The 26,515-nt window shown below is 56.2% G+C and carries 19 protein-coding genes and 2 pseudogenes; 13 read left to right on the forward strand and 8 right to left on the reverse strand.

Translation table 11 applies throughout. The features are described from left to right. The first annotated feature begins 126 nt into the window (after window positions 1–126). The 11 genes and pseudogenes from AB4N48_RS19280 to AB4N48_RS19330 all read left to right on the forward strand — a co-directional run bounded on the left by AB4N48_RS19280 (window position 127) and on the right by AB4N48_RS19330 (window position 15,495). Window positions 127–2,169: a type VI secretion system Vgr family protein gene (locus tag AB4N48_RS19280; protein ID WP_460094181.1), complete on the forward strand. Its 2,043-nt coding sequence runs from the start codon at window positions 127–129 to the stop codon at window positions 2,167–2,169. Next, entirely contained in the window at window positions 2,159–2,902 is a 744-nt protein-coding gene (locus AB4N48_RS19285; RefSeq protein WP_460095569.1) for a DUF4123 domain-containing protein, read from the forward strand. The genes AB4N48_RS19280 and AB4N48_RS19285 overlap by 11 nt, the downstream gene beginning before the upstream one ends. Then, window positions 2,899–7,785, forward strand: a complete 4,887-nt coding sequence (locus tag AB4N48_RS19290; protein WP_460094182.1) for an RHS repeat-associated core domain-containing protein — start codon at window positions 2,899–2,901, stop codon at window positions 7,783–7,785. Before AB4N48_RS19285 ends, AB4N48_RS19290 begins: the two co-directional genes overlap by 4 nt. After that, window positions 7,782–8,195, forward strand: coding sequence for a hypothetical protein (locus AB4N48_RS19295; protein WP_041478177.1), 414 nt, complete (start codon window positions 7,782–7,784; stop codon window positions 8,193–8,195). The genes AB4N48_RS19290 and AB4N48_RS19295 overlap by 4 nt, the downstream gene beginning before the upstream one ends. A 1,386-nt stretch (window positions 8,196–9,581) precedes the next feature. Continuing rightward, window positions 9,582–11,108, forward strand: a pseudogene (locus AB4N48_RS19300) (RHS repeat domain-containing protein); the annotation flags it as partial. Window positions 11,109–11,111: 3 nt separating this feature from the next. Next, window positions 11,112–11,414, forward strand: coding sequence for a hypothetical protein (locus tag AB4N48_RS19305; protein WP_136492024.1), 303 nt, complete (start codon window positions 11,112–11,114; stop codon window positions 11,412–11,414). A 22-nt stretch (window positions 11,415–11,436) separates the two neighbouring features. Continuing rightward, a pseudogene (locus AB4N48_RS19310) lies at window positions 11,437–13,063 on the forward strand (RHS repeat-associated core domain-containing protein); the annotation flags it as partial. Continuing rightward, window positions 13,063–13,353, forward strand: a complete 291-nt coding sequence (locus AB4N48_RS19315) for a hypothetical protein (protein ID WP_041478181.1) — start codon at window positions 13,063–13,065, stop codon at window positions 13,351–13,353. The pseudogene AB4N48_RS19310 and the gene AB4N48_RS19315, both read left to right, overlap by 1 nt. Then, window positions 13,354–14,577, forward strand: a complete 1,224-nt coding sequence (locus AB4N48_RS19320) for a hypothetical protein (protein WP_460094183.1) — start codon at window positions 13,354–13,356, stop codon at window positions 14,575–14,577. 177 nt (window positions 14,578–14,754) lie between these two features. Beyond that, on the forward strand, window positions 14,755–15,042 hold the full coding sequence (locus tag AB4N48_RS19325) for a barstar family protein (protein WP_150636249.1): 288 nt from the start codon (window positions 14,755–14,757) through the stop codon (window positions 15,040–15,042). 108 nt (window positions 15,043–15,150) lie between these two features. Further along, complete coding sequence (locus AB4N48_RS19330) at window positions 15,151–15,495, forward strand: hypothetical protein (RefSeq protein WP_460094184.1); 345 nt, start codon at window positions 15,151–15,153, stop codon at window positions 15,493–15,495. Between the two features lie 122 nt (window positions 15,496–15,617). Here the strand turns inward: AB4N48_RS19330 and AB4N48_RS19335 are convergent, their stop codons facing one another. Continuing rightward, the gene (locus AB4N48_RS19335; RefSeq protein ID WP_323621756.1) at window positions 15,618–16,340 is read right to left on the reverse strand and encodes a tellurite resistance TerB family protein; all 723 of its coding nucleotides are present in this window, start codon (window positions 16,338–16,340) and stop codon (window positions 15,618–15,620) included. Window positions 16,341–16,519: 179 nt separating this feature from the next. Next, a complete protein-coding gene (locus AB4N48_RS19340) occupies window positions 16,520–16,705 on the reverse strand; it encodes a hypothetical protein (RefSeq protein WP_041478186.1) in 186 nt (61 codons plus the stop codon). Between the two features lie 403 nt (window positions 16,706–17,108). Here AB4N48_RS19340 and AB4N48_RS19345 point away from each other — a divergent pair, with 403 nt between their 5' ends. Further along, a complete protein-coding gene (locus tag AB4N48_RS19345; protein ID WP_460094185.1) occupies window positions 17,109–18,737 on the forward strand; it encodes a glucan biosynthesis protein D in 1,629 nt (542 codons plus the stop codon). Between the two features lie 199 nt (window positions 18,738–18,936). On the opposite strand, the gene AB4N48_RS19350 is transcribed toward AB4N48_RS19345, so the two are convergent. The 3 genes from AB4N48_RS19350 to AB4N48_RS19360 form a co-directional block, all read right to left on the reverse strand. Then, window positions 18,937–20,043 (reverse strand): NADH:flavin oxidoreductase/NADH oxidase, encoded by a 1,107-nt coding sequence (locus tag AB4N48_RS19350; protein WP_039759093.1) that lies wholly within the window; start codon window positions 20,041–20,043, stop codon window positions 18,937–18,939. Window positions 20,044–20,298: 255 nt separating this feature from the next. Continuing rightward, window positions 20,299–22,008: a single-stranded-DNA-specific exonuclease RecJ gene (gene recJ / locus AB4N48_RS19355; RefSeq protein WP_236168090.1), complete on the reverse strand. Its 1,710-nt coding sequence runs from the start codon at window positions 22,006–22,008 to the stop codon at window positions 20,299–20,301. 54 nt (window positions 22,009–22,062) lie between these two features. Continuing rightward, the gene (locus AB4N48_RS19360; protein ID WP_007908961.1) at window positions 22,063–22,605 is read right to left on the reverse strand and encodes a YaeQ family protein; all 543 of its coding nucleotides are present in this window, start codon (window positions 22,603–22,605) and stop codon (window positions 22,063–22,065) included. A gap of 146 nt (window positions 22,606–22,751) precedes the next feature. Between AB4N48_RS19360 and AB4N48_RS19365 the strand changes: the two genes are divergently transcribed. Next, window positions 22,752–23,951, forward strand: a complete 1,200-nt coding sequence (locus AB4N48_RS19365) for a CaiB/BaiF CoA transferase family protein (protein WP_041478190.1) — start codon at window positions 22,752–22,754, stop codon at window positions 23,949–23,951. A gap of 220 nt (window positions 23,952–24,171) precedes the next feature. Here AB4N48_RS19365 and AB4N48_RS19370 read toward each other — a convergent pair whose 3' ends face one another. From AB4N48_RS19370 to AB4N48_RS19380, 3 genes are all read right to left on the reverse strand, one after another. Then, window positions 24,172–24,453 (reverse strand): DUF3509 domain-containing protein, encoded by a 282-nt coding sequence (locus AB4N48_RS19370; protein WP_016771530.1) that lies wholly within the window; start codon window positions 24,451–24,453, stop codon window positions 24,172–24,174. 162 nt (window positions 24,454–24,615) lie between these two features. Further along, a complete protein-coding gene (locus tag AB4N48_RS19375) occupies window positions 24,616–25,023 on the reverse strand; it encodes a response regulator (RefSeq protein WP_041478191.1) in 408 nt (135 codons plus the stop codon). 117 nt (window positions 25,024–25,140) lie between these two features. After that, window positions 25,141–26,514: a transporter substrate-binding domain-containing protein gene (locus tag AB4N48_RS19380; protein ID WP_056783127.1), complete on the reverse strand. Its 1,374-nt coding sequence runs from the start codon at window positions 26,512–26,514 to the stop codon at window positions 25,141–25,143. Between the last annotated feature and the right edge of the window lies 1 nt (window position 26,515).

The following is a 26,515-nucleotide window of genomic DNA, read 5'->3' on the forward strand; positions in this document are numbered from 1 at the left end:
GACCGTTACACGCATCGGCCAGCTCTGCTGGTCGATGTTGTTTACGCCCCTCCAGAATTTCGCGTACGTTGAGCCGCTTTTTTGCGGCCGTCGACGAGCGCCGCTGTACAGCACGAGGAACAAGGGATGTTCGCGCCGGCCAATGAAACCCACTTTGCCCTGACCATCGAAGGGCTTTCCGCCGACTTTCAGGTGTTTACCCTCACCGGCCGGGAAGCCATCAGCCAGCCTTTTGTCTTTGAGGTGGAGCTGGTCAGTGAGCAGCCGTCGCTGGACCTCGAAACCCTGCTGCACAAACCGGCCTTCCTGCAGCTGTCGCCCGACGGCAGCGGCATCCATGGCCAGATCTACCGCGCCGCGCAAGGTGACTCGGGCAAACGCCTGACCCGTTATTCGGTGACGCTGCGCCCGCAACTGGCGTATCTCGCGCACCGCATCAACCAGCGCATCTTCCAGAACCTCAGCGTGCCGAAAATCATCGGCATGGTGCTGGAAGAGCACGGCATCCAGAGCAACGCCTACGAATTCAAGACCGGTTCGATCTATCCTGAACGCATCTACTGCGTGCAATACGACGAGTCGGATCTGCACTTCATCCAGCGCCTGTGCGAGGAAGAAGGCATTCACTTCCACTTCCAGCACAGCGCCAACGCGCACAAGTTGGTGTTCGGCGACGACCAGACGGTGTTCCCGAAGCTCAAGCCGGTGCCCTATCAGCAAGACTCCGGCATGGTCGCCAGCAACCCGGTGATCAAGCGTTTCGACCTGCGCCTGGAAACCCGCACCAGCCGCACCACGCGCCGCGATTACGATTTCGAAAAACCGCGCCTGACCCTGGAAAGCGAAAACCGTGGCGACGCCCTGCCCGACCTCGAAGACTACGATTACCCGGGCCGCTTCATCGACCGCGAGCGCGGGAAACATTTGGCCAAACGCGCCCTCGAACGCCATCGCAGCGACTTCCAGCTCGCCGAAGGCAAGAGTGATCAGCCACTGCTGGTCAGCGGCCATTTCCTCGCGCTGACCGAACACCCGAAAGCCAAATGGAACGACCTGTGGCTGCTCACTGAAGTCCTGCATGAAGGCAAACAGCCGCAAGTCCTCGAAGAGTCGGTGACCAGCGACACCACGGCGCTGAAAGACGATTTCCACCAGGGCTACCGCAACCGCTTCCAGGCCACGCCGTGGGACGTGCCCAATCGCCCGCCGCTACGCCATCCGAAACCACGCATCCTCGGCAGCCAGAGCGCCGTAGTTACCGGCCCGAAAGGAGAAGAAATCCACTGCGACGAATACGGCCGCGTCAAAGTCCAGTTTCACTGGGACCGCGAAGGCCAGGCCGACGACAAGACCAGTTGCTGGCTGCGCGTCTCCTCCGCCTGGGCAGGCGCCCAGTACGGCGGCATCGCCATCCCGCGCATTGGCATGGAAGTGCTGGTCACGTTCCTTGAAGGCGACCCCGATCAACCGCTGATCAGCGGCTGCCTGTACCACAAGGAAAACACCGTCCCCTATCCACTGCCGGCAAACAAGACCCGCAGCACCTTCAAGACCCTGAGTTCCATGGGCGGTGGCGGCTACAACGAACTGCGCATCGAAGACAAAAAAGGCCAGGAACAGATCTACCTGCATGCCCAGCGCGACTGGGACGAAAACATCGAGCACGACCAGAAAATCCGCGTCGGCAACGAACGACACGACACCGTCGAAAAGAACAGCTACACCGAGCTCAAAGCCGAAGAACACCACACCGTCTACGCCGACCGCAAAGTCGAAACCCGCGCCAACGACCACCTTACCGTCGGCGTGAACCAGCACATCAAGATCGGCACCGGTCAGTTCATCGACGCCGGCCAGGAAATCCACCTTAGCAGTGGCATGAAAGTGGTGATGGAAGCCGGTGCGGAGCTGACCCTGGTCGGCGGCGGCAGCTTCATCAAGATTGATGCTGGTGGCGTGACCATGAGCGGCCCGGTGATCAACATGAACTCCGGCGGCAGCCCGGGCGTTGGCACGGGCGCCGCGCCGTTGATGCCCGGCGTGTTGAAACAAGCGGATGCCGACAAGGCCGGCCAGGTCCTGACCCCGGCGCAAATCAATACACTCAAACGTAACGCGCCGTTCTGTGAAGAATGCGAAAAATGCAAGGCAGGTGCCTGTGCCATCTGAACGAATCACCCCCAAAGACTGGCTGGCGCAACAGCCACTGCAAAGTGGCGAGCGGTTGTACCTGATCATCAGCGCGGCCAGCGACGCAGACGCCCTGAAAACCCTGTACCTCACCGAACCCACCGCCCAGCTCATCCCGATCTGGGGCGGCACGCCCTACTCCACCTGGCAACCGGTGATGCCCTACCTCACCGAACTCAAAGCCAACTCCGCCTTCCTGCCATGGATCGCCGAAACCGACGCCCTCGACTGGGGCTGGCTGGCGGTATCGCGTTCAGAACCGAACGAAGTGTTCGAGCATCTGCGCAGCCTGACGCAGGTGAAAATGCCGGATGGCACCGAGGTGTTTTTCCGGTTTTGGGATGGCCGGCATATTTATCCGATTCTGCGGGGGCTTGGGGAAAAGGCTGGAGAGGTGCTGCCGGTGTTTGAGCGGTATCTGATCAATGGGCAGGCGCTGGAAGTGGGCACGCGAGTTGTGCCGAAGGTGCGGGACTGGCCGTGGTGGGAGGTGCCGAAGGGGTTGTTGGAAGGGTTGATGGCAGAAAATCCATCCACCGTGATCGGCAACATGATGCAGTGGTTGCAGGAGGAACACGCCGATCTGTATTTCTCCTTTCCCGAATCGAACCTGAAACAAAAAGTGGCGCGCTTTGTTAAACGCACGCCACTCACGGAAGAAAACCTTACCGGGCTGTTGAAGGCCTGTCTGGAAAAAGAGGTGGTGGTATGAGCGTTTTAATGGGCGGGATCGTTGGCGGTCTCACAGCAAAACAACCCGATGCTCAGGCCATCATCAACGACTTCAAGAAGTGCCTGAAGGATTACCGCGAGCATGCCGAAGCCTGGTACGGCGGCATTCTGGATGCGGAGCAGCAGTTCAAAGTCGGTGACGAAGTTGGCACGGCTGACAAGGACAGCAAGAAGGAAAATACCCTTTATGCCAACTGTCCTGCGAACGGCAAGCTGGTGCTGATCCATAGTTTCGAGTCCGCGCGCTTTGTGCCGATCGGCAATACGCCAGTTCAACTGACACCGGTCGTCAATGGTCGCTTCATCGGCAAAAACGAAGTTGGACCGACCATCAATAAAACCATTGATGCATCAGGGATTCTTGAAGTCTCAGGCCTTACTCCCAATCAGCAGTACAAAATCACCTTCTTCCCGAATCCTACGCGTGCCCAGATCGACAGTTTGTTCAATTCCTACCAAGGCGTGATCGGCGAGTTGGGCGGCTGGCTACAAACCGAATGGAGCACCAGCTTCCTCCCGCTATGGCAGGCGCACACCGAAGCCTCCCTTGGAGGTCGCGCCTTGCAGGAGCTGGAAGCGGCTTGGGAAGGTTTCATGAAAGCGATCATGGGCTTATGGGGCGATATCAAAAGTCTCTACGACCTCATTGCCCATCCTCGCGAAAACTACGAGAAGCTGAAAAACTTTTTCACTGAAGAACAGATCAAGAAGATCTACGACGCCTCTGCCGACGCTATTCACACGGCTTTGTTAATCGCGAGCGATGAGCCGCTGATGTGGATATACGTCGCGGCCATCGTGGCCTGGGTGAAGATGCTGCCGCCGCAGACTTGTACCGAAGTGCTGGCGCAAATGTCGACAGAGTTCCTGCTCAACATTTTGATCGGCGTTGTTTTGACTGGTGGTCTTGGCTTGGCCGTACGCGTGGGTACAAAAGCCGTCAAAGGGATACAAAGCAGCGGCAAAGTCATAAAGCTGATTGAAGACTTCACCGGCATGTTGATGAAAGTCAGCAAGTCCAAAGCGACGCCGCATACCGAAGCATCGAAGCCGTTGCTACTCAATGGTGATTCGAAATTCAATCCGGCACGCAAAGCGGATGTTCAGATTGCGCCCCCCAAACCCGCCGAAACGGCCACAGCTCCTAAAAGCAGGCCACCGATCACTGGCGGAAGTGATTCGAATTTCAATCCGACACCCAAAGCGGATGTTCAGATTGCCGCTCCCAAACCTGCTGAAACCGCGACAGCTCCGAAGAGCAAGCTACCGGGCACCGTCGGAAAAGTGGAATCCGATGCGCAGATTCAAACCCGTAAAAAAGATGAGCCAGCCTCACGGATCGAGCAAGTAGAGACCATCGACAACGCCCCCGAACAGCCGAAGAACCCAGCAAAAAAACCTGCACAATGCGTCGACGACACATGCTCAGACGGCGAACCAGTATCGATGGTGACCGGTGAAGAGTTACTGACGCTCACCGATGGGGAACTGGGTGGCCTGCTGCCTTTTGAGTGGACACGCCTATACCGAAGCAGTGCAGTCGAAATTGATAGCCGCCTCGGCTATGGCTGGAGTCATTCACTGTCTCATCGCTTGCAGATCGACGATGAGGGTGTGCTGTGGACGGACAACGAGAACCGGCAAACCCGTTTCCCGATGCCCACGGAACAGCGGCCGGCCATCACTAACAGCCTGGCTCAGGCAGCGATTTATCTAGGTAATGAACCCGGCGAACTCATTTTGACCCAAGCCGGGGCAAAAACCCGCTTCTACCATTTCCGTGCCGGTCGACTGACCGCGATCAGCGATGCTTACGAAAATCGTCTGCACATCAGTTATGACTTCGTTGATCGTATCCAGCGCATAGATAACGGCGCAGGGCGCGCCCTTTTGCTGCGCTACGAAGACAGACACATCGTTGCTGTCGACCAACAGCAACAACGCCACGAATACAATGAACGCGGCGAACGCCAAGACCCATGGCTGACGATTCATACCCTCGTCACCTACCGATACAACGCACTCAATCAACTGATTTCTTCCACCAATGCGATCGGCGAAACCGAGCATTACCGCTACAACGATCAGCACGTCATCCTTGAGCGACAAATGGCCGGAGGGGCTAGCTTCTTCTGGGAGTGGGAGCGTGAAGGCAAGCTGTCCCGATGCGTGCGTCATTGGGCCAATTATGCGCAGATGGAAGCGCGTTACGAGTGGGACGATAAAGGCTCAGTCATTGTCCATAACGCTGACGGCAGTGAGCTGGTCTATGTGCATGACGAAAATGCACGCTTGGTCAGTGAGACCGCGCCCGACGGTGGTGAAACGCAGAACGCTTATGACGATCAGGGTCGACTGATTGCTGTTAAAGATCCCATGGGAGCGATCACCGAGTATCAGTACAGCGATGCCGGACGCTTGATTGCAGTGATTCCACCGGAAGGTGTTCCGACGCGTTACAACTACTTCAACGGTCAACTTATTGATGTCCAGTGCGGCAAGGCCCGCTGGAAATACGAACGCAACCGTCAGGGCGATATCACCCAACAAACCGATCCTGACGGCAACGAGACCTTCTACAGCTATGACCGTCAGGGACGCTTGCTGGAGATCCGTCACTCCGACGGCAGTCGTCATCAACTGGGCTGGAACAACCTCGGCCAGTTGTTGGAAGAGCGCCTGCCGGACGGCGGTCAACGAAAATACCGCTACGATGCCCTCGGCCGGCAAATCACTCGCCAGGACGAATTCGGCGCGATCACCCAATATCAATGGGACGCCGTCGACCGCCTGACCCAAGTCACCCTGCCTGGCGGCGCCACCCGCGCGTTTACCTACAATCCTTATGGCCGCGTCACCGCAGAACGTGACGAGCTCGGCCGCATCACCCGCTACGAATACGCTGACAACCTGCATCTGGTCAGCCGCCGCATCAACCCCGACGGCAGCCAACTGCGCTACCGCTACGACAACTCGCAACTAAACCTCACCGAGATCGAAAACGAGCGCGGCGAACGCTATCAACTCGATTATTACCCGAACGGCCTGATCCAGCAGGAAACCGGCTTCGACGGCCGCCGCACCGCGTACGAGTACGACCTCAACGGCCAACTGCTGAAGAAAACCGAGTTCGGTGACGACGGTAGTGAACTGGTTACCGAATACCAGCGCGATGCCGCAGGCCGTTTGCTGGTCAAGACGCTGCCCGATGGCGAAGAGATTCATTACAGCTACGACGCACTCGGTCGCCTGGTAAACGTCGACGACGGCCATTGGCCGCTCGCTTATGAATACGACGTGCAAGATCGCTTGATCATCGAACATCAGGGCTGGGGCACCACGCGTTACGCTTACGACAAAGTCGGTCAGCTCAGCCACTGCCGTCTGCCCGATGGCTGCACGCTCGATTACCGTCATTTGTCCGGTGGACGGCTGAGCAGCATCGACCTCAACGGCTCTCGCCTGACCAGCCACCAGTTCAACGCCGGTCGCGAGCAACAACGCCAACAAGGCTTGCTGCTTAGCCAATACCAATACGATGAACAGGGCCGACTACAGGCCCACAGCGTCAGCCAACGGGACAAGCACCTGTTCCAGCGTCGCTACAACTACGATGCCAACGGCAACCTCGCCGGTATTAACGACAGCCGCAAAGGCAACCGCAGCTATCACTACGATCCACTCGACCGACTGATCAGCGTACGCGGCGCCATGCCAGAGAGCTTCGCTCACGACCCGGCAGGCAACCTCCTCGGACAAAATGACCTGCCCGCAGCCAACATAGCCAACGTCAAAGGCAACCGCCTACTGATGCAAGGCGACCGCCATTACGATTACGACGCCTACGGCAACCTGATCCGCGAGCGTCGCGGCACCAGCCAAAAGCTCGTCACCGAGTACCGCTACGACTGCCAGCACCGCCTGATCGGCGTCAGCCTGCCGGGTGGCAGCACCGCATCCTACAAATACGACGCCTTCGGCCGCCGCATCGAGAAAACCGTCGACGGCCACACCACTGAATTTCTCTGGCAAGGCGAGCGATTGATCGCCGAAAGCGCAGAAAATCGCTATCGCAGCTACATCTACGAGCCGGGCAGCTTCCGCCCGTTGGCAATGCTCGACGGCGAAGGCCCACTAAAGGCTGCCCCGTTCTACTATCAACTCGACCACCTCGGCACACCGCAGGAACTCACCGACTACAGCGGCGAGATCATGTGGTCAGCGAAGTACCAAGCCTACGGCAACCTCGCGGCGCTGGACGTCAGCGAAATCGATAATCCGCTGCGTTTTCAAGGGCAGTATTTCGACGCCGAGACAGGGTTACATTACAACCGCCACCGCTACTACAATCCGGGGACTGGACGGTTTTTGACGCCGGATCCGATCAAGCTTGCGGGTGGGTTGAATAGCTACCAGTACGCGCCTAACCCTACGGGGTGGGTGGATCCTTTGGGATTGAGCGGATGCCCCGGAGGCAAAGATGGCTCCTCCGGCTCAAGCACCGAAAACCCTGCAAGTAAAGCAGTTGTAAAGGAAGGATCGCCCCCACCTCCTGAACCACCAAAACATGACAAATGGAGTCGTGAACCTAAAAGCATTCAGGATCAGATGACATTGCAGGCGGCGAAAGAAGGACACGGGGTCAGGATCATTGAGGGCTTAAATGATCCAAACTTCAAAGGAATGGACAAATGGGAGCTTAAAGTAAAATCCAAAAACGGTAACGACTCGGTGGTGCACTATGTTCGTGATCCGGAAACTGGCAAATTAATGGACTTTAAATTCAAAAAGCATAGCACCGACGATATAAAACCGTGGGGAAACGACCCATCCGTACCACCCGGGGATTCTGAAAAAAAATGAAAGTTAAATGTAAAACAAACAAAATAGACCAAAGCTTCACGCAGGATACTTCAATAAGGCTTAAGCGCTATATCTCGATCGGCGACAGTGAGCTAGACATCGAAGTCGGAAAAGAATATACCGTATACGGCGTTGAATTTTGGGACAACTGCCCATGGGTTTATATATGCCCAGAGCCTTATGACGAATACCCTAAACCATTCGCATTGGACTTTTTTGAAGTCACCGAAAAAAAAATGTCGTCTCACTGGGTTCTTAACTCACAGTGCACGCACAACAAAAAAGTCAAGACCCAGCTCGTATTTTGCGAGTGGGCTGACGATGAGAGCTTCTATGAAAGGTTGATTAACGAAGACGAAGAATGCGTTAATACATTCGACAGCTATAGGAAAATGATGAACGCCGAATAGAAAACAACCAAGGACCAAAATCGCTACTGTTATTTTCAACGTACAAAACCACCATCCTTGATGGTTAGTATAAATGCAAATGGGGACAGATTTACTTCCTACTGAAATAAATCTGTCCCCATTTGTCCCTAGTGATAAAAACATTGCGACACGTAGAGCTGCGTTTAGAGAGGCTAAGCGCGACGCCAAATTCCCTAACACAGCTGTTCTAATTAGGGTGAAACGTGTTCCGCTTACGAAAGAAGCTGAAAATGGTAGGGGTACGGAGTTTGTTTGAGACGCGGAAGGTAATACGGTGATGATTAAAGAGTATCGCTACAAAAATATTGATAAAGAACGTGTTGTCATTCAGAAACATTTGTACGGACATTAGGACTATCCAGCCTCCCATGCTTCTCATAATTACACACCTTAATGTTAGAGAATACGACTCTGTATCAGGCAATGCTCATCGAAACAGAACACTCCACTTATGAAGTGTGGCACGCCATTACGTATTTGAGTAATAAAGAAAATGCTGACAAATTCAACTTCAAAAAAAAGAATGAACATCGATCATTGGAGAGTTTTATTCCCCAGAGCATTCGTTCACTAGCTACGCACTATTAGACGAAAACTCGTCACAATTAAAACTACATAGTAGGGTAAAAGAAAAAACAGCACCTGCGAAATGTTTGAAAAATACTACAACTAATATGAATTTGATCTTTACATAGAATTTATCGAATCACTCAAAATAGAAAACTTCAATTTCGCCAGACATACAATTCTATCGATCATGAATGAGAACCAGATGCTTGCCGTAAAAATTGAAATCAATAACTCATGCATTGTCACATGTAGCGCAAGAAACATTACTACTTCCAACTTAAAAGCTTATTACAACGACGGATCCGTTTGAGCATATCCGAGACTTTAAAACAGAAGAGTCGAAAATCTACTATTGATCTAGTACATTCATATGGATCTGCTCTCTTCACCACGACCTGACTTGGCCGGTTCTTAGCCAGAGTCGGGCCCGGTTTCCCTGGAACGATCGCAAGCACATCATCGCCGTCGACTATCAACAGTTCCTGCCAGCGGACAATCTTGAGGCCGCATGGAACACAGTGCAGACGCTGGTCACTTACAGCTACGACACGCAGCATCGCCTGATCGAGGCGAAGAATGCCGCAGACGAAGCCGAACGCTATCGCTACAACGACCAGCACGTCATTCTCGAGCGGCAATTGGCAGGCGGCGCGGCGTTCTATTGGGAGTGGGAAAACGAAGGCAAACTGTCTCGCTGCACTCGTCACTGGGCCAACTTTTCGCAGATGGAAGCGCAGTACGTCTGGGACGACAAAGGCAGCGTCACCGTAACCAACGCCGATGGCAGCGAAGAACGAATACGACAGCGTCGGCCAGCTCAAGCACTGCCGCTTGCCCGATGGCAGCCAACTCGATTATCGTCACCAGCCTGGCGGGCAACTCAGCAGCATCGACCTCAACGGCTCACGCCTGACCAGCCATCAGTTCAACGCCGGTCGCGAACAACAGCGCCAACAAGGCTTGCTGCTCAGCCAGTACCAATACGACGAACAGGGCCGACTTCAAGCACACAGCGTCAGCCAGCGGGACATACACCTGTTCCAGCGCCGCTACCAATACGACGCCAATGGCAACCTCGCCGGCATCGACGACAGCCGCAAAGGCAACCGCAGCTATCACTACGATCCACTGGATCGCCTGGATCAGCGTACGCGGCGCCATACCAGAGAGCTTCGCCCATGACCCGGCAGGCAACCTCCTCGGCCAGAATGACCTGCCCGCAGCCAACCTCGCCAATGTCAAAGGCAATCGCCTGCTGATGCAAGGCGACCGCCACTACGACTCCGACACTTACGGCAACCTGATCCGAGAGCGTCGCGGCACCGGCCAAAAGCTCGTCACCGAATACCGCTACGACTGCCAGCATCGCCTGATCGGCGTCAGCCTGCCGGGTGGCAGCACCGCATCCTACAAATACGACGCCTTCGGCCGCCGCATCGAGAAAACCGTCGACGGCCATACCACTGAATTCCTCTGGCAAGGCGAACGCCTGATCGCCGAAAGCGCACAAAATCGTTATCGCAGCTACATCTACGAACCGGGCACCTTCCGCCCGTTGGCAATGCTCGACGGCGAAAGCCCGCTAAAAGCGGCCCCGTTTTACTACCAACTCGACCACCTCGGCACGCCGCAGGAACTGACCGACTACAGCGGCGAAATCATGTGGTCGGCGAAGTATCGCGCGTACGGCAACCTCGCAGCGCTGGATGTCAGCGAAATCGATAACCCGTTGCGCTTCCAGGGTCAGTATTTCGACGCCGAGACAGGCTTACATTACAACCGCCACCGCTACTACAATCCGGGCACTGGGCGGTTTTGACGCGGGACCCGATCAAGCTTGCGGGTGGGTTGAACAGCTACCAGTACGTGCCTAACCCTACGGGGTGGGTGGATCCCCTAGGGTTGAATACTTGTCCAGGCGGAGATAAATGCGTTCCGGGGCAAAGCGCTGAAATATCTGAAGGAAAAGCCAGGGTAAGCGATGGAGCCCCGCCTCCTCCCGACGTTCAATGGACAAATCATGGCAATAAACATGTGGCGCCTAAGGCTCCTTGGCCATCGGTTGTAAAATCGACCGCTAATGGAGGTGCAGCTAAATATCTACCCGGCACGGACATTGAAGCGTTAGAGCGGCACGCGTTTGCAAATGGTCAAGATGTTAACAACGGAAAACCATGGAAAGTAATTGACATGGGAAAAACCATAGGCGCCAATGACGGAAAAGAAACTCAGTACATGAGAGTGGAGTTAAGTGCAAACACTATACATGGACATCCAATATCAGAAGAATCGTTTAGAAAACCAACGAAAAAGAAGAAATGATTTATGAATCTTGAAAACATAAAAAAACTTGGTGGCAAGATAACTTTTGACGAGATATCCAGCCTAGTCGGATCGGATATTTCGCTCATTACAGATGAGTTAAGGGAGGATCTTTTGCAAGCGCTACTCCCGCACGAGCAAACAATAGACATTGGTTGGTATCCCGAATTCAGTGAACACGGCGCCTTCAGAATCTCATTAATCGCAAATAAAAATTGGGCATCGCCTATATACACCGAAACGGCCAAAACCTGGGCCGATCTTGAAAAAGCGTTAGACCATACATTGAATAAAGTAAAAATTTAATGGATCGACGAGCTCGCGTTGACTAGCCAGCGTCGACGACGGTCGTTAGCCTTTCGCCTATAAATATGACTTGCAGACCAACTCATCGAGGAACACCAAGTCTGGGGCACCTTGCGCTACGAAAACGACAGCGTCGGTCAACTCAGCCACTGCCGTCTGCCGGACGGCTGCACGCTTGATTACCGTCATTTGTCCGGTGGGCGCCTGAGCAGCATCGACCTCAATGGCTCACGCCTGACCAGCCACCAGTTCAACGCCGGTCGCGAGCAACAACGCCAACAAGGCTTGCTGCTTAGCCAATACCAATACGATGAACAGGGCCGACTACAGGCCCACAGCGTCAGCCAACGGGACAAACACCTGTTCCAGCGTCGCTACAACTACGATGCCAACGGCAACTCACCGGCATCAACGACAGCCGTAAAGGCAACCGCAGCTATCACTATGATCCACTGGATCGCCTGATCAGCGTACGCGGCGCCATACCAGAGAGCTTCGCCCATGACCCGTCAGGCAACCTCCTCGGCCAGAATGACCTGCCCGCAGCCAACATAGCCAACGTCAAAGGCAACCGCCTACTGATGCAAGGCGACCGCCATTACGATTACGACGCCTACGGCAACCTGATCCGCGAGCGTCGCGGCACCAGCCAAAAGCTCGTCACCGAGTACCGCTACGACTGCCAGCACCGCCTGATCGGCGTCAGCCTGCCGGGTGGCAGCACCGCATCCTACAAATACGACGCCTTCGGCCGCCGCATCGAGAAAACCGTCGACGGCCACACCACTGAATTTCTCTGGCAAGGCGAGCGATTGATCGCCGAAAGCGCAGAAAATCGCTATCGCAGCTACATCTACGAGCCGGGCAGCTTCCGCCCGTTGGCAATGCTCGACGACGAAGGCCCACTAAAGGCTGCCCCGTTCTACTATCAACTCGACCACCTCGGCACTCCGCAAGAGCTCACCGACTACAGTGGGGAAATCATGTGGTCCGCGAAGTACCGCACCTATGGCAACCTCGCGGCGCTGGACGTCAGCGAAATCGATAATCCGCTGCGTTTTCAAGGGCAGTATTTCGACGCCGAGACAGGGTTACATTACAACCGCCACCGCTACTACAATCCGGGGACTGGACGGTTTTTGACGCCGGATCCGATCAAGCTTGCGGGTGGGTTGAACAGCTACCAGTACGTGCCTAACCCTACGGGGTGGGTGGATCCTTTGGGGTTGAGTAGCGAATGTCCACAGAAGAAAGCTAAATCTAAGGGCGATATCGGTAACCCTTCCGAAAAAGCCAAGGTCAACGAAGGCGAACCAGCGGCACCTTCCCCCGTCCCTCGCGGAGAAAGTACTACTCGTGTCCGGCACTACACCAACAGAAAAGGCTCTACTGGTATCGAAAGCGATGGTGTAATCCAAGCTCAGGATAACAATCGTGTTTACGTCGAACCCGCCAACAAGAAGCCGCTGAGCCAGCTTGATGCTGAAGAAAAATACCAAATTGGCAGAGGCCGCGGCCGGGATTACATTGAGACAGACGTACCTGACTCGCAGCTCGAATGGGTTAAAAACCCTAGGTATGGAACTATGGAGCTGACCATTAAAGGAAACTTAAAATTAGAGAACCCAACTTTTACTCGGAGAAAATAATGTTAGAAAAAAACAAGAAAATCATACTGACTGGCGAAGATGCTCTGGAAGCACTCGCAAATATTGAATTCATCATGATTTCTCTACATAAAATGGGAAGTTACTATAGCGACAAACCGGTTGAAGAATATCGAAAAGCGACAACCGAGTTCATTGACAATGAAAACGTAACTCAGCGACTAGCAAAAATCAGAACAATTATCAGCAAAAACTTTGACTCAACTCTTGGCGAGGATGACATGGATGACATAGAGCGTCATGTGGAGGGAATTGAATTCTGGAAGCCTTGAATGATTGGCTGTACGAAGAAATCTGCTGGGCCGCCTGATACGCGTGAAAAACACGTCACTGAAACCTTCAAGGCGACTGTCAACTTAAACTCCCCATTAAAGAATAATGAAAAACAGAAAACTTATGCTCAACGCATAATCACCAGATCACATCTCTGCGACCACTCTCACGGATTAAATAACCAAAGGACTGTTATCTTGAAACACTTGAGCCGCACTCTCGCCTTGCTTTTAGCCTTCACCTTCTCCCTAAGCGCAATCGCGCTGTCACTACGATCCGAACAACGTTCCGACGGCACAACTGTCTTGTTGCTTACAAACGAAGCCAGTCCAGAACGGGCTCACAAGCTCAACCAAGACCCGGCGGTTCGTTCTGCACTCGTTGATTTTTTTGGCTACCAAACCGGAAGTTACACCAATGACAATACGATGATCGTGCAGCAGGTTCTTGAAGCGCTCGACTCAGAAATGTCGACTTTTGTTGATGGTGTGCCTCCCGGCAGAAAAATGATCACTGCCATGGACGACGGTAACAACGGGGTCGAGCGCGCCGCATTGCTGCTGGACGACAAGGGGCAGTTGCTCGCCGTAGGACTGGTCAATGGCCACTGCACCGTCAAGTCTCGCGAGGAACCATTGACTTGTAACGATGCGCCGGAAACCGTGCTGACTATTTTCCAGCCAGAAGGCGCCGGCAAGTCTGACGCCGATGCTTTGATCCCCTGGAGTAAGCAACTGCCTCCTATGATGGCGCTGTGGGCGGAGAGTGACGATCCAGAACGCCGAGCCGCTGCGCAGAAGATTGCCCACGTTGAGTACATCGTGACTCAGCCGAAACAGGGAGCCTGGACTGCGGCTCAATTACCTTCCGATTTTCCAAAAGCGATGCTGCCGTTGCTTCCGCAGCGAGCTCACTTGATTGGCGCCGGCGCTCACGGTGTCTTTACGACACCGGGTATGGAGGGCACGTCAATTGACGGTGACTGGGACAAAATAGCCGGACGCCCTCAGCATGAATATGAGGTCATTCTCAGGACTTTTACCGAATACGCGGATGTTATCGACTTCTATCAGCAACATGCAAAGGACGCCGAAGTCAGCGGCAACGAGCGCAAAGCGCTCGTTGAAGGCCGCATCAATGGTGGTACCTATAAAGTAGAAATCACCAATAGAAAAGAAGCTGGCACAGTGATCACGTTTTCCGCTTGGCGGCAGGAGGTCTAATTCATCTCTGAAGACAGAGCGATCATGTGGTCGCTTGTCTTCTGAGCAAAAGGGACTGAGTAAAAGAGGACAGATTTCTTTCTTCAAACTGAATATAAATCTGTCCCCTTTTCTTAAGGCAGGCTGCTCAGAGCGGATGGGCGCTGTCAGCCCAATAGGAAAGTGGAAATAACCTGAATGATAATTGAACTTGACGGCCTATCCATTTCTTCCGAGCAGGATTTCCACAAGCGTATAGCTTCTGCATTTTATTGGGCTCAGTACTATGGAAACAACCTAAATTCTCTGTGGGATTTGCTCAGTACGGACGTGGAGCGTCCGATTGAAATAGTATGGAAAAATTCGAAAGAATCTGAACAAAGCATGGGCGAAACTTTTAAAAAAATGATACTTATATTCGAGCGAACAGAAAATCAGGACATATCCCTGGGCTTAGATGAAAAATTCGAATACAAATTAAAGTAAAAAAAATTGTTACTTGCCAGCGCATTTATTCAACGCTGCAGTAAGCACGATTATCGTTTGAATGATCAGAGCAAAGTATTCACGAATGCAAAGATTCGGAGAGAACCAATGAGATCAAAACTCGAATACAAACTCCAACCCATCCGAGTACCAAGCGGCTGGACAATAACAATCAACAATCTGTTTGAGGTGGAGCTGACACCGGAGACTTGCAACTGGTTCTCTAGTTCGGTACTGATCGGAGGAGTCCGCCAGAGTACCGGCCATTGCTTTGACACGAGAGTCGAGCCCGAAGGGGATCCCGACGGAGAATTTGTGATTGATATGCTAACGATCGAATACGATAGAACAGGTGAGCCAATCAAAAACTCCGAAAAGTTTCTAGGTGAATTCAGAACCAAAAGCAAAATCGAATTCATTGAAAGAATTGAAGATTTTATGATTGAGGCTTGATTACATCATTGTTCACGAATCAAAAAGATTAAAAACGGCTTTCCGAGCTAAATCTGTATTGACGCCTCAATAAGCGACACAGGAAAAATCGCAGCACAACACTGCGATTTCTGACCCCATAATCAATCTGCCGCCAACCGCACCTGCCTCTCCAACTCCACCTTCAACCCCGGCTCCAGCTTCAACTGCCGTGCCAGTTCATCCAGATAACTCTTCTCCATAAAATTCTCCTCATCCACCAGCATCACACTGGCGATGTACATCTCTGCCGCCATTTCCGGCGTGCTCGCGGCGCGGGCGACGTCGGTGGGGTCGAGGGGTTTGTTGAGTTCGGCGTGGAGCCAGTGTTGCAGTTCCTGGTCGTTGTCGAGTTTGGTGAATTCGCCTTCGATCAGTTCGCGCTCGCGCTCGTCGATGTGGCCGTCGGCCTTGGCGGCGGCGACCAGGGCTTTGAGGATCGCCTGACTGTGTTCTTCGACTTGCGCGGGTGGCAGGCGGTCGAGGGTTTGTGGTTCGCGTTGTGGTGCGCTGCCTTTCTGAGCGTTGTAGTTGCCGTAGGCCTTGTAGGCCAGCACGCCCAGCGCGGCGAGGCCGCCGTAGATGGCGACTTTGCCGCCGACCTTGCGGACCTTTTTATTGCCGAGCAGCAGGCCCATCGCGCCCGCGGCCAATGCGCCGCCGCCCGCGCCTGAGAGCAGGCCGCCGAGACCGCTGGAGCCAGACGAGCCACCGAGCAAGCCGCCAAGTCCGCCGGCAGCCGACTTGTTGGAAGCGCCGCCAGTCTTGTTCTGCAGCATTTCCTGCCCGGACTTGAGCAGTTGATCGAGCAATCCACGGGTGTTCATGTTCCGTCTCCAAACAAGGGTTATCCGGATCTAAGGCCCTCAGCCTAGTTCGAAAGTGCCCCAACCCGCCCCGTGAGTGTGCTTCGAGATGTTGCTCGCCACTCAGAAGGGCATGTTTCGAGCGTTACGCAATTGAAAAGGGGCAGGCCTCTCGGCCTGCCCCCTTCTCCCCCTCCCCCTTAGAATCGCGAAACACTCCGCATCGCATCCACCAGATAGCGCATGGCGATCCGGTCGCTCTCTGACAGCTCTCGATAACGCTCCACAAGTTTCAATTCCTCGGAATTGAGGCGGCGTCTTCTGCGCCCGCCGCCCAAGCAAGGGAAGATGCCCAACATTTCGGTGATGCTCTGTATTTTTGCCATGGACGATGACCTTCTCTATTGAGTCAAGAAACTGCTGAACCTCACATCGCCCTGCCTCTTCGAGCAGCGTCGTGTGCCCCGCCGGCACGAAGGCTTGTATCCGGTCTTGCCCATAGAATAGGAATTAAATCGGCGTTGAAAAGTGGTTTTTAGAGTAATTAATCGAAAAAAGCAGATATGCCCTCTAAATCAGAGAACCCTGTCAGAGAAATTACAGACATGTCTTGTTTCATTGCCAGATGACGCAACGCAAACAACCCTTTTTGCCCGACAATCGAACCGATTAAGCTAGCGGGCATCTGTTTATAGTCCGTTGCGTTTGGCCGAAGGCATGACCGAACCGTAATTTCCGATCCGACAGGTGCCAGGAACGGCGCTGGATTGCACACGACAGGTTGTATTTATGCACCGCAGGAATTTGCTCAAAGCGTCCATGGCCATTGCGGCCTATACCGGTCTTTCCGCGTCGGGCCTGTTGGCCGCCCGCGCTTGGGCAGCCAATGGCGGCGCCGCCGATGGCGAGGCCCAGGCCTTCGATTTCGAGGCGTTGAAGCGTCAGGCCAAGCAGCTCGCCGGCAGTGCCTATCAGGATACGAAACAGGTGTTGCCGCCAACCCTGGCGACCATGACTCCGCAGAACTTTAACGCGATCCGCTACGACGGCAAGCATTCCTTGTGGAAGGAAAACAAAGGTCAGCTGGACGTGCAGTTTTTCCACGTCGGCATGGGTTTCCGTCAGCCGGTGCGCATGTACAGCGTTGATCCGAAGACGCGCATGGCGCGCGAGGTGCATCTCCGTCCGGCGCTGTTCAATTACGAGAACACTTCGGTCGACACCCAGCAGCTCAAGGGCGACCTGGGTTTTGCCGGCTTCAAACTGTTCAAGGCGCCGGAGCTGGATCGGCATGACGTGGTGTCGTTTCTCGGCGCCAGCTATTTCCGTGCGGTCGATGCCACTGGCCAATATGGCCTCTCCGCGCGCGGCCTGGCCATCGACACTTACGCGAAGAAGCGCGAAGAGTTTCCCGACTTCACCAAGTTCTGGTTCGAGACGCCTGACAAGAACGCCACGCGTTTTGTGGTCTACGCCCTGCTCGACTCGCCGAGCGCGACCGGCGCCTATCGCTTCGACATCGATTGCCAGGCCGAGCGCGTGGTCATGGAAATCGACGCGCACATCAACGCACGCACCGCCATCGAACAACTCGGCGTGGCGCCAATGACGAGCATGTTCAGCTGCGGCACCCACGAACGGCGCATGTGCGACACCATTCATCCGCAGATTCACGACTCCGATCGCCTGGCAATGTGGCGCGGCAATGGCGAGTGGATCTGCCGGCCGTTGAACAACCCGGCGACGCTGCAATTCAACGCATTTGCCGACAAGGACCCGAAGGGTTTCGGCCTGGTGCAGACCGACCACGAATTCGCCAACTATCAGGACACTGTCGACTGGTACAGCAAGCGCCCGAGCCTGTGGGTAGAACCTACAACCGCCTGGGGCGAAGGCTCTATCGATCTGCTGGAAATTCCTACGACCGGCGAGACGCTGGATAACATCGTCGCGTTCTGGACGCCGAAGAAACCCGTGGCTGCCGGTGATTCGCTGAACTACGGGTACAAGCTCTACTGGAGCGCCCTGCCACCGGTCGGCACGCCACTGGCGCGGGTGCACGCGACGCGTTCGGGCATGGGCGGCTTCACCGAGGGCTGGGCGCCGGGTGAGCACTACCCGCCGGTCTGGGCGCGGCGCTTTGCCGTGGACTTCACCGGTGGCGGCCTCGAGCGCCTGCCACAGGGCACCGGAATCGAGCCAGTGATTACCTGTTCCAACGGCAAGGTGCAGGACTTCAGCGTGCTGGTGCTGGATGACATCAAGGGCTACCGGATTCTGTTCGATTGGTATCCGACCAATGACAGTGTCGAGCCAGTGGAACTGCGCCTGTTCATTCGCACCAATGACCGCACGTTGAGCGAGACCTGGCTGTACCAGTATTTCCCGCCGGCGCCGGACAAGCGTAAATACCCTTGAGGTTTTGTGGCGCCTGAACGGGCCTAATCGCCGGCAAGCCAGCTCCCACAGTGGTGGGTTGATCACAAGACCTGTAGTCGACTCGAATCTGTGGGAGCGGGCTTGCCCGCGATGACGGCAGCGCAGACAGCGAGGCCGCATCAGACAAACCAAAGCCCCGATCATCACTGGCTCGGGGCTTTTGCTTTCCAGCCTTCAATCAATCGCGCAAATCCGATTCATGAATCGGCTGATCCCGATGGGTCGCGCGCTGATACTGCGCCGGCCACACTGCTTTGCGCCCGCCCAGATCATCGTCGGCGTGCAGCGGCCAGTACGGATCGCGCAGCAGTTCGCGCGCAAGGAAAATGATATCGGCCTGACAGGTACGCAGAATGTGCTCGGCCTGGGCCGGCTCGGTAATCATTCCGACAGTACCGGTGGCGATGCCTGACTCTTTGCGTACACGCTCGGCGAAGCGCGTCTGATATCCGGGTCCAACCGGGATTTCCGCGTTTGCAGCAGTCCCTCCTGAAGACACGTCAATGAGATCGGCGCCCAGCGTATGAAGGCGGCGCGCAAGCTCCACGGTCTCATCCGGATTCCAGCCATCTTCGACCCAATCGGTCGCCGAGACGCGGACAAACACCGGTAATTCCTCCGGCCATACCGCCCTCACCGCTTCAGTGACTTGCAGCACCAGACGGATACGATTCTCGAACGAACCACCGTACTGATCGCGGCGTTGATTGCTCAGCGGCGAGAGAAACTGATGCAGCAGATAGCCATGCGCAGCATGCACCTCGACCACGCTGAAACCCGCCGTCAGCGCGCGTTTTGCCGCGTCGACAAAGGCCTGGATCACTTCGGCGATCTGCCCTTCATCCAGCTGCTTGGGTTGGGTGTGCTGCGGGTCGAAAGCAATCGGCGATGGCCCGACCGGGGTCCAGCCGCCGTCCTCGGGTTTGACACTGCCATGCTTGCCGATCCACGGCCGGTGGGTGCTGGCCTTGCGCCCGGCGTGGGCCAGTTGAATACCGGCGACCGCGCCCTGGGCGGTGATGAAGCGAGTGATGCGTTGCAGCGGTTCGATCTGTTCGTCGTTCCACAGTCCAAGGTCTTCGGCGGTGATGCGTCCGTCGGCGGTAACCGCCGTGGCTTCGGTGAAAACCAGACCGGCACCGCCCACCGCGCGGCTACCCAGGTGCACCAGGTGCCAGTCGTTGGCCAGGCCGTCGACGCTGGAGTACTGGCACATCGGCGACACGGCGATGCGGTTGGGCAGGGTCAGTTGGCGAAGAGTAAAGGGTTCAAGCAGCAGACTCATGGGGCACCTCTCGAATCAGTGGGCAGGCTCCAGGGTTCTGTTTGAAAAGTCGACGAGTGACAGAAAAAGGGTGCAGCACCCGCCCCCGCGGGCAAAAAAACGACAAGACGTCACAAGGCCAATCAAGCAGTGCTTAGAGCCTAGTCGACAACCGGGGATCTTGGGGGGTTCCAGAAAAGATCGCAGCCTTCGGCAGCTCCAACAGAGGAATGCGATCCCCTGTAGGAGCTGCCGAAGGCTGCGATCTTTTGATCTTCAGCGCGGTTCGATATGAGCAATCATCAGCTGCACAGTCTCGTTGCCACGAAACTCGTTAACGTCGAGCTTGTAAGCCAGTTCAACCCATTGAATCGTCGGGTTCGGCCACACATCGCGATCAATGCCAAACGCGATGCCATCGAGCTTCACCGAACCGCATTCGCTTTTCAGCACCACTTTCAAATGCCGTTCGCCGACCACGCGCTGCTCGACCAGTTGAAACACACCGTGAAACAGCGGCTCGGGAAAATGCTGCCCCCACGGCCCGGCGTGGCGCAAGGCGCGGGCCAGTTCGAGATGAAACTCTTCAACGGCCAGCGTGCCATCTGAAAGCATCCGCCCAGTGAGGTCTTCTTCGCGAAGTTGCCTACGCACTTCAGCGTCAAATGCCTCGGCGAACAGCTGAAAATTCTCCTGCGGCAAGGTCAGACCAGCGGCCATCGCATGACCACCGTACTTGGCGATCAGGTTCGGATGCTGCGCCGCGACCACACTCAGCGCATCGCGAATATGGAAGCCCTGCACCGAGCGACCGGAGCCCTTGAGCAGACCATCACCGGCATCGGCGAAGGCAATGGTCGGGCGGAAATAGCGCTCTTTCATGCGCGAGGCGAGGATGCCGATCACGCCCTGATGCCACTCCGGATCGAACAGGCACAGACCAAACGGCATCGACTCGACCGGCAGATCCTTGAGCTGCGCCAGCGCTTCACGCTGCATGCCCTGCTCGATGGATTTGCGATCCTGGTTCATGCCGTCCAGTTGCGCAGCCATTTCCCGCGCCAGATTGGCGTCGGCCGTGAGCAGGCATTCGATGCCCAGGCTCATGTCGTCCAGACGTCCGGCGGCGTTCAGGCGCGGGCCGACGATGAAACCCAGGTCGGTGGAAGTGATCCGCGCAGCCTCTCGCTTGGCGACTTCGAGAATCGCCTTGATCCCTGGCCGTGCCCGGCCGGCGCGAATCCGCTCCAGCCCTTGATGCACAAGAATGCGGTTGTTGGCATCCAGCGGCACCACGTCGGCGACGCTGCCCAGCGCCACCAGATCGAGCAGTTCGCCGATGTTCGGTTGTGGCTTGCTCTCGTACCAGCCGAGGCTGCGCAGACGCGCGCGCAACGCCATGAGTACGTAAAAGATCACCCCGACGCCGGCCAGCGCTTTGCTCGGAAATTCGCAGCCCGGCTGATTCGGATTGACCAGCGCATCAGCCTGCGGCAGTTCATCGCCGGGCAAGTGGTGGTCGGTGATCAACACCTTCAGTCCGGCGCGCTTGGCCGCCGCGACGCCTTCGACACTGGAAATACCATTGTCGACGGTGATCAATAATTGCGGTTCACGGGTCAGCGCGACTTCGACGATTTCCGGCGTCAGGCCGTAGCCGTATTCGAAGCGGTTCGGCACCAGGTAATCGACATGCGCCGCGCCCAACAGGCGCAGACCGAGGACACCGACAGTGCTGGCGGTGGCGCCGTCCGCGTCGAAGTCGCCGACGATCAGAATGCGCTGGCGTTGCTCCAATGCCGTCACCAGCAGGTCAACCGCCGCATCGATGCCTTTGAGCTGCTGGAACGGGATCAAGCGCGCCAGACTTTTGTCCAGCTCCGCCTCCGACTGCACGCCCCGCGCCGCGTACAGGCGGGTCAGCAGTGGCGGCAGATCACCGAGGAAAGGCAACGTGGCAGGCAATTCACGAGGTTCGATACGCATGGGGCGACGGAGGCTTCTCTTTGATTCGTGGGAAATATCAGCGGTGTCGCGACCTCAGCCGCGCTCACCTTGCAGCCATTGCAACTGGACTTCGTGCTGACCGCGATCGTCGGTGACGAAGATCGTGCCTTCGCTGATCATCACGTCCCACTTGATGACGCGGGGCATGTCCTTGGCCAGGGTCTCCAGCACTTCTTGCGGGACGGCGGCGATGTTGACGTTTTTCAGGTTCTTGATCGCCGGGATCACCTTGGTTTCCCACACACGCAGGCTGCCGTAGGCCAGCAGGCTGGTGCGTTCGGTGCGGCGCGAGCACCAGGTCAGGCGATCGGCATCCGGCTGGCCGACTTCGATCCAGTGCAGGACACGGTCGTCCAGGCTCTTTTCCCACAAGGCCGGTTCATCCACGTCTGACAGACCACGGCCGAACGACAGCTGCTCGTTGTACCAGAGCGCGTAGGCCAGCAGCCGCACAGTCATGCGTTCTTCGGTCTCCGAAGGATGACGGGCGATGGTCTGCTTGACGCTTTCGTAGACGCTGCGGTCGAGGTCGGTGAGGTTCAGTTCGAATTTGTAGGTAGTGGACGGCTGGGCCATGAACGGGCTTCTTGATACGAGGAAAGTCGGCAAGTCTAACCCATGCCACAGGCAATCATCGAATTGATGGCAATCCAGCTGCGGCGTCTGACAGCCGGCTATGTTAAAACCCTGTATCCGCTCAGCCTTGTCCTACAGGATTTCGCATGCCGTTCACCAGCAAACCGCTCTCGGGTCTGAAAGTCATTGAATTGGGTACGTTGATTGCCGGGCCGTTTGCCTCGCGCATTTGCGGCGAATTCGGCGCCGAAGTGATCAAGATCGAATCGCCGGACGGCGGCGATCCCCTGCGCAAATGGCGCAAGTTGTACGAAGGCACCTCGTTGTGGTGGTTTGTCCAGGCGCGCAACAAGAAGTCGCTGACCCTCAATCTGAAACACCCCGACGGTTTGGCGATCCTGAAACAACTGCTGGGCGAAGCTGACATCCTCATCGAGAATTTCCGCCCCGGCGTACTGGAAAAACTCGGTCTGAGCTGGGAAACCCTGCACGCCCTGAACCCGAAACTGGTGATGGTGCGCCTGTCCGGTTTCGGTCAGACCGGGCCGATGAAGGACCAGCCAGGTTTCGGTGCGGTCGGCGAATCCATGGGTGGCCTGCGGTACATCACCGGTTTCGAAGACCGGCCACCGGTGCGTACCGGGATTTCCATCGGCGATTCGATTGCCGCGCTGTGGGGCGTGATCGGTGCACTGATGGCGCTGCGTCATCGCGAGGTCAATGGCGGACTGGGCCAAGTGGTCGACGTTGCGCTGTACGAAGCTATCTTCGCGATGATGGAAAGCATGGTGCCGGAGTTCGACGTCTTCGGTTTCATCCGCGAGCGCAGCGGTAACATCATGCCGGGCATCACGCCCTCTTCGATCCACACCAGTGCCGACGGCAAACATGTGCAGATCGGCGCCAATGGTGATGCGATCTTCAAACGCTTCATGCTCGTGATTGGCCGCGCAGATCTTGCCAACGACCCGGTGCTGGCCAGTAACGACGGACGTGACAGTCGCCGGGACGAGTTGTATGGCGTGATTGATCGCTGGGTCAATTCCTTACCGCTGCAGACCGTTCTCGACTTGCTCAATCAGGCCGACGTACCGGTCAGCCGGATCTTCAGCGCCGAGGACATGTTCAACGATCCGCAATACCTGGCGCGGGAGATGTTCCTGCATGCCAAGCTGCCGGACGGCAAGGATTTCAAGATGCCCGGCATCGTGCCGAAGCTGTCGGAAACGCCGGGCTCGTCCGAATGGGTCGGACCGCAGCTTGGCGAACACAATGCGCAGGTGCTTGGCGATCTGGGCTACGACGCGGCGCAAATCGCTCGGCTGCGCGAAGACGGGGCCATTTGAGCAACGCTGGAGGTTTGGTTTTCGAGCAAAAAGCTGTGCACAGGGCAAACGCCGGGCAAAAGAAACCCCGAGAAGTGGGGAGACAACTCGGGGTTAAACGGGGTCTGCTTCGAGACCCGTAGCAGCAAGCGACAAGCACCGGAGCACAATGCTTGATCCTGCTGTTATGGGGTCTGACTGACAGGGATGCAGGAAGGTTCCCACAAAAAATATTTCATCTTTACAGGGCCGGACGCTTGTCCAGAGCTGCATTGCGCAACGCCGCAATGACGCAGGGTTCCAGCCGCCCTTCGGCGATCATCACGTCACGGTGCAGGCCGTCCACCACGTCGGTCAGCAAGCGCTTGTCGCTCAACTGGGCCTGATTGAATTCGCGTTCCACCACAATGGCGCCGCTGCTGTTCTTCAGCGTCACCAGACATTCACCATGGCTGCCGCGAGGGGTCAGCGTCACCTGATACGGGCTCAGAGCCTCACCGAGCAATAGACTGATACTTTCCATCTCGATCTCCACTCAATAGTCCGAAAACACAGTGCCTGGGGCGTGTTCACATTAAATGACCACCGGCCCGAGAAGAAAGTTCTGCCTGTCACGTTCCGACCTTGCAGGACCGTGTCTGACAGAGCATGCATGGCGAAGATGACAGAAAAATATTCGCCGGTATCAGGCCTCGATGAGTGCCTGCGCAGTGATCAGATAACTGTCCAGCAGACCTCGCATCAACACCGCCGAAACCGGTGTCTGCAGACGCCCCAGCAGGCGCAGGCGTTGTTGACGAAGCACCGGCTCCAGGTCACTCAACAAACTCTGCGCGACCGAGCCCAGCAGAATCAGGGCACGCGCCTCATGGTGCGCCGCCAGGTGATGAATCAATGCCAACCCATCGCCACCTTTGAGCTGCGGATCGCAAATGGCGATATCGACCGCACCGCGATGCCCCAGTGAAGACAAGGCTGACGCCAGCGAAGGCGCGGTCAATACGTCGTAGATGCCGATGGCATTGAGCATTTGATGCAATGCCATCAGCTGGAACGGGTTGGGTTCAAGAATCAGGACTTTAAGCGAGCGCATGGGCGACCTCTGGAGCGATCATCGCGGACTCTCACCGCAGGTGTCGTTCACTCTAGGGCAGGCGTCTTAAGCCTCCCATCAGAAAAGTAGCCGCGTCTTGCAGGACATTTCCCTTCTTTACTGCAGACAGCGACACCCGCTCTCGGTCCGACGCTGGGTGATGTCGGTCCAGCCGCCCAACAAGCCGCGCAATTTGCCGTCGCCGCTGTAAAACGGCACGGTCCACTGATAAACCTCGCGAGGCCCGCCCTTGAACAGCAGTTGACGTTTGCTGAAGCGCGACTTGCGGGTTTGCAACTGGGCGATGAATTCGTCGTGGAGCATCCGCGCGGTGGTTTCCGGAAACGCATCGACTTCGATCAGCAAGCGTCCCTGCATCTGGTCCTGGCGCACCGACAGCGCCTCTTCGTAACTGCGATTGCAGATGATCAAACGCCCGTGCAGATCACGGACAAACACCGGATCCGGCATCGAATCGATCAGGGCGTGCTGAAAGGCCAGTTGATCACCCAACTCCTTTTCCGCCGCGCAGCGCAGCTTGATCACGGCCGCCAGGCGCCGGTTCCACACCAGCGACAGCATTCCGAAAACGCCGATTCCCCCCATCGCCCAGCATGCCCACTCGACCAGGCGCTTCCACACGGAGGGCACGGGCGGCGGCGAAACGCCTGCCAGCCACTTGAGACGAATCGCCCGCAACTCCGCAGCAGGGAAAGCTTCCAGCGCCTTGTTGAGAATACTCAGTAGTTGCGGCATGCCTTTTCGTACAGCCAGATGATCGGCTTCCCACTTGCCCTCTACCAGAGCACCGACCTTGAGCATGCCCAACGGATAGAGCTGCGCGCCGATTTCGTTTTCGATGGTTGCGTAGGCTTCCCCACTCTCGACCAGCGCCCGCGCTTCGGCGTAGGTTTTCACCGAGCGTATTTCAATCGACGGATAATCGCGCCGAATCGCATCCTCCAGAGCATGACGGGCGGGCAGCACCAGAACGCGCTTCGCCAGTTGCTCGAAAGACTCCACCCTCGGGGCATTGGCATGTCCGACAAACACCCAGCCAGCCCCTCCGAAAGCATGACTGAAATCGAGAAAGGCCTTGCGTTCATCGCTCATGGCCAACGTCGTACTGATGTCCGCGACCCCGCTTTGCAGGCGATCGAGCATATGGTCGGTAGAGAACGATTCCTGGTGCTCGAATTGCAGTCCGGTCATAGCGCTGACCCGCTTGAGCACATCGTTGTTCAGACCGCTCCACTGGCCGTGTTCGTCCTGAAACAGGTACAGCGGATATTGCACCGATGCCACCGTTACTCTGGGGTTGTCACGGATCCATTGCCGCTCGTGCGCATCCAGTTCGACAACCGGCACAGTGCCCGACGCATTGGCCTGATCGAGTGCCATCTGCGCTGCCACGCCGCTGTGCATCCATCCCAGCACCGCCAACAAAAACAACCAGCCCAGTGCCGGTTTCAAACCTCTGTAAAACAGCATT

The organism is Pseudomonas sp. S2_C11, from assembly GCF_054668395.1.

Coding starts and splice junctions, on each gene's coding strand:
- AB4N48_RS19330 (WP_460094184.1), top strand. CDS start 15,151: ATGAGATCAAAACTCGAATACAAACTCCAACCCATCCGAGTACCAAGC.
- AB4N48_RS19365 (WP_041478190.1), top strand. CDS start 22,752: ATGCCGTTCACCAGCAAACCGCTCTCGGGTCTGAAAGTCATTGAATTG.
- AB4N48_RS19335 (WP_323621756.1), bottom strand. CDS start 16,340: ATGAACACCCGTGGATTGCTCGATCAACTGCTCAAGTCCGGGCAGGAA.
- AB4N48_RS19370 (WP_016771530.1), bottom strand. CDS start 24,453: ATGGAAAGTATCAGTCTATTGCTCGGTGAGGCTCTGAGCCCGTATCAG.
- recJ (WP_236168090.1), bottom strand. CDS start 22,008: ATGCGTATCGAACCTCGTGAATTGCCTGCCACGTTGCCTTTCCTCGGT.
- AB4N48_RS19280 (WP_460094181.1), top strand. CDS start 127: ATGTTCGCGCCGGCCAATGAAACCCACTTTGCCCTGACCATCGAAGGG.
- AB4N48_RS19375 (WP_041478191.1), bottom strand. CDS start 25,023: ATGCGCTCGCTTAAAGTCCTGATTCTTGAACCCAACCCGTTCCAGCTG.
- AB4N48_RS19350 (WP_039759093.1), bottom strand. CDS start 20,043: ATGAGTCTGCTGCTTGAACCCTTTACTCTTCGCCAACTGACCCTGCCC.
- AB4N48_RS19320 (WP_460094183.1), top strand. CDS start 13,354: ATGATTGGCTGTACGAAGAAATCTGCTGGGCCGCCTGATACGCGTGAA.
- AB4N48_RS19290 (WP_460094182.1), top strand. CDS start 2,899: ATGAGCGTTTTAATGGGCGGGATCGTTGGCGGTCTCACAGCAAAACAA.
- AB4N48_RS19345 (WP_460094185.1), top strand. CDS start 17,109: ATGCACCGCAGGAATTTGCTCAAAGCGTCCATGGCCATTGCGGCCTAT.
- AB4N48_RS19380 (WP_056783127.1), bottom strand. CDS start 26,514: ATGCTGTTTTACAGAGGTTTGAAACCGGCACTGGGCTGGTTGTTTTTG.
- AB4N48_RS19360 (WP_007908961.1), bottom strand. CDS start 22,605: ATGGCCCAGCCGTCCACTACCTACAAATTCGAACTGAACCTCACCGAC.
- AB4N48_RS19305 (WP_136492024.1), top strand. CDS start 11,112: ATGAATCTTGAAAACATAAAAAAACTTGGTGGCAAGATAACTTTTGAC.
- AB4N48_RS19325 (WP_150636249.1), top strand. CDS start 14,755: ATGATAATTGAACTTGACGGCCTATCCATTTCTTCCGAGCAGGATTTC.
- AB4N48_RS19295 (WP_041478177.1), top strand. CDS start 7,782: ATGAAAGTTAAATGTAAAACAAACAAAATAGACCAAAGCTTCACGCAG.
- AB4N48_RS19315 (WP_041478181.1), top strand. CDS start 13,063: ATGTTAGAAAAAAACAAGAAAATCATACTGACTGGCGAAGATGCTCTG.
- AB4N48_RS19340 (WP_041478186.1), bottom strand. CDS start 16,705: ATGGCAAAAATACAGAGCATCACCGAAATGTTGGGCATCTTCCCTTGC.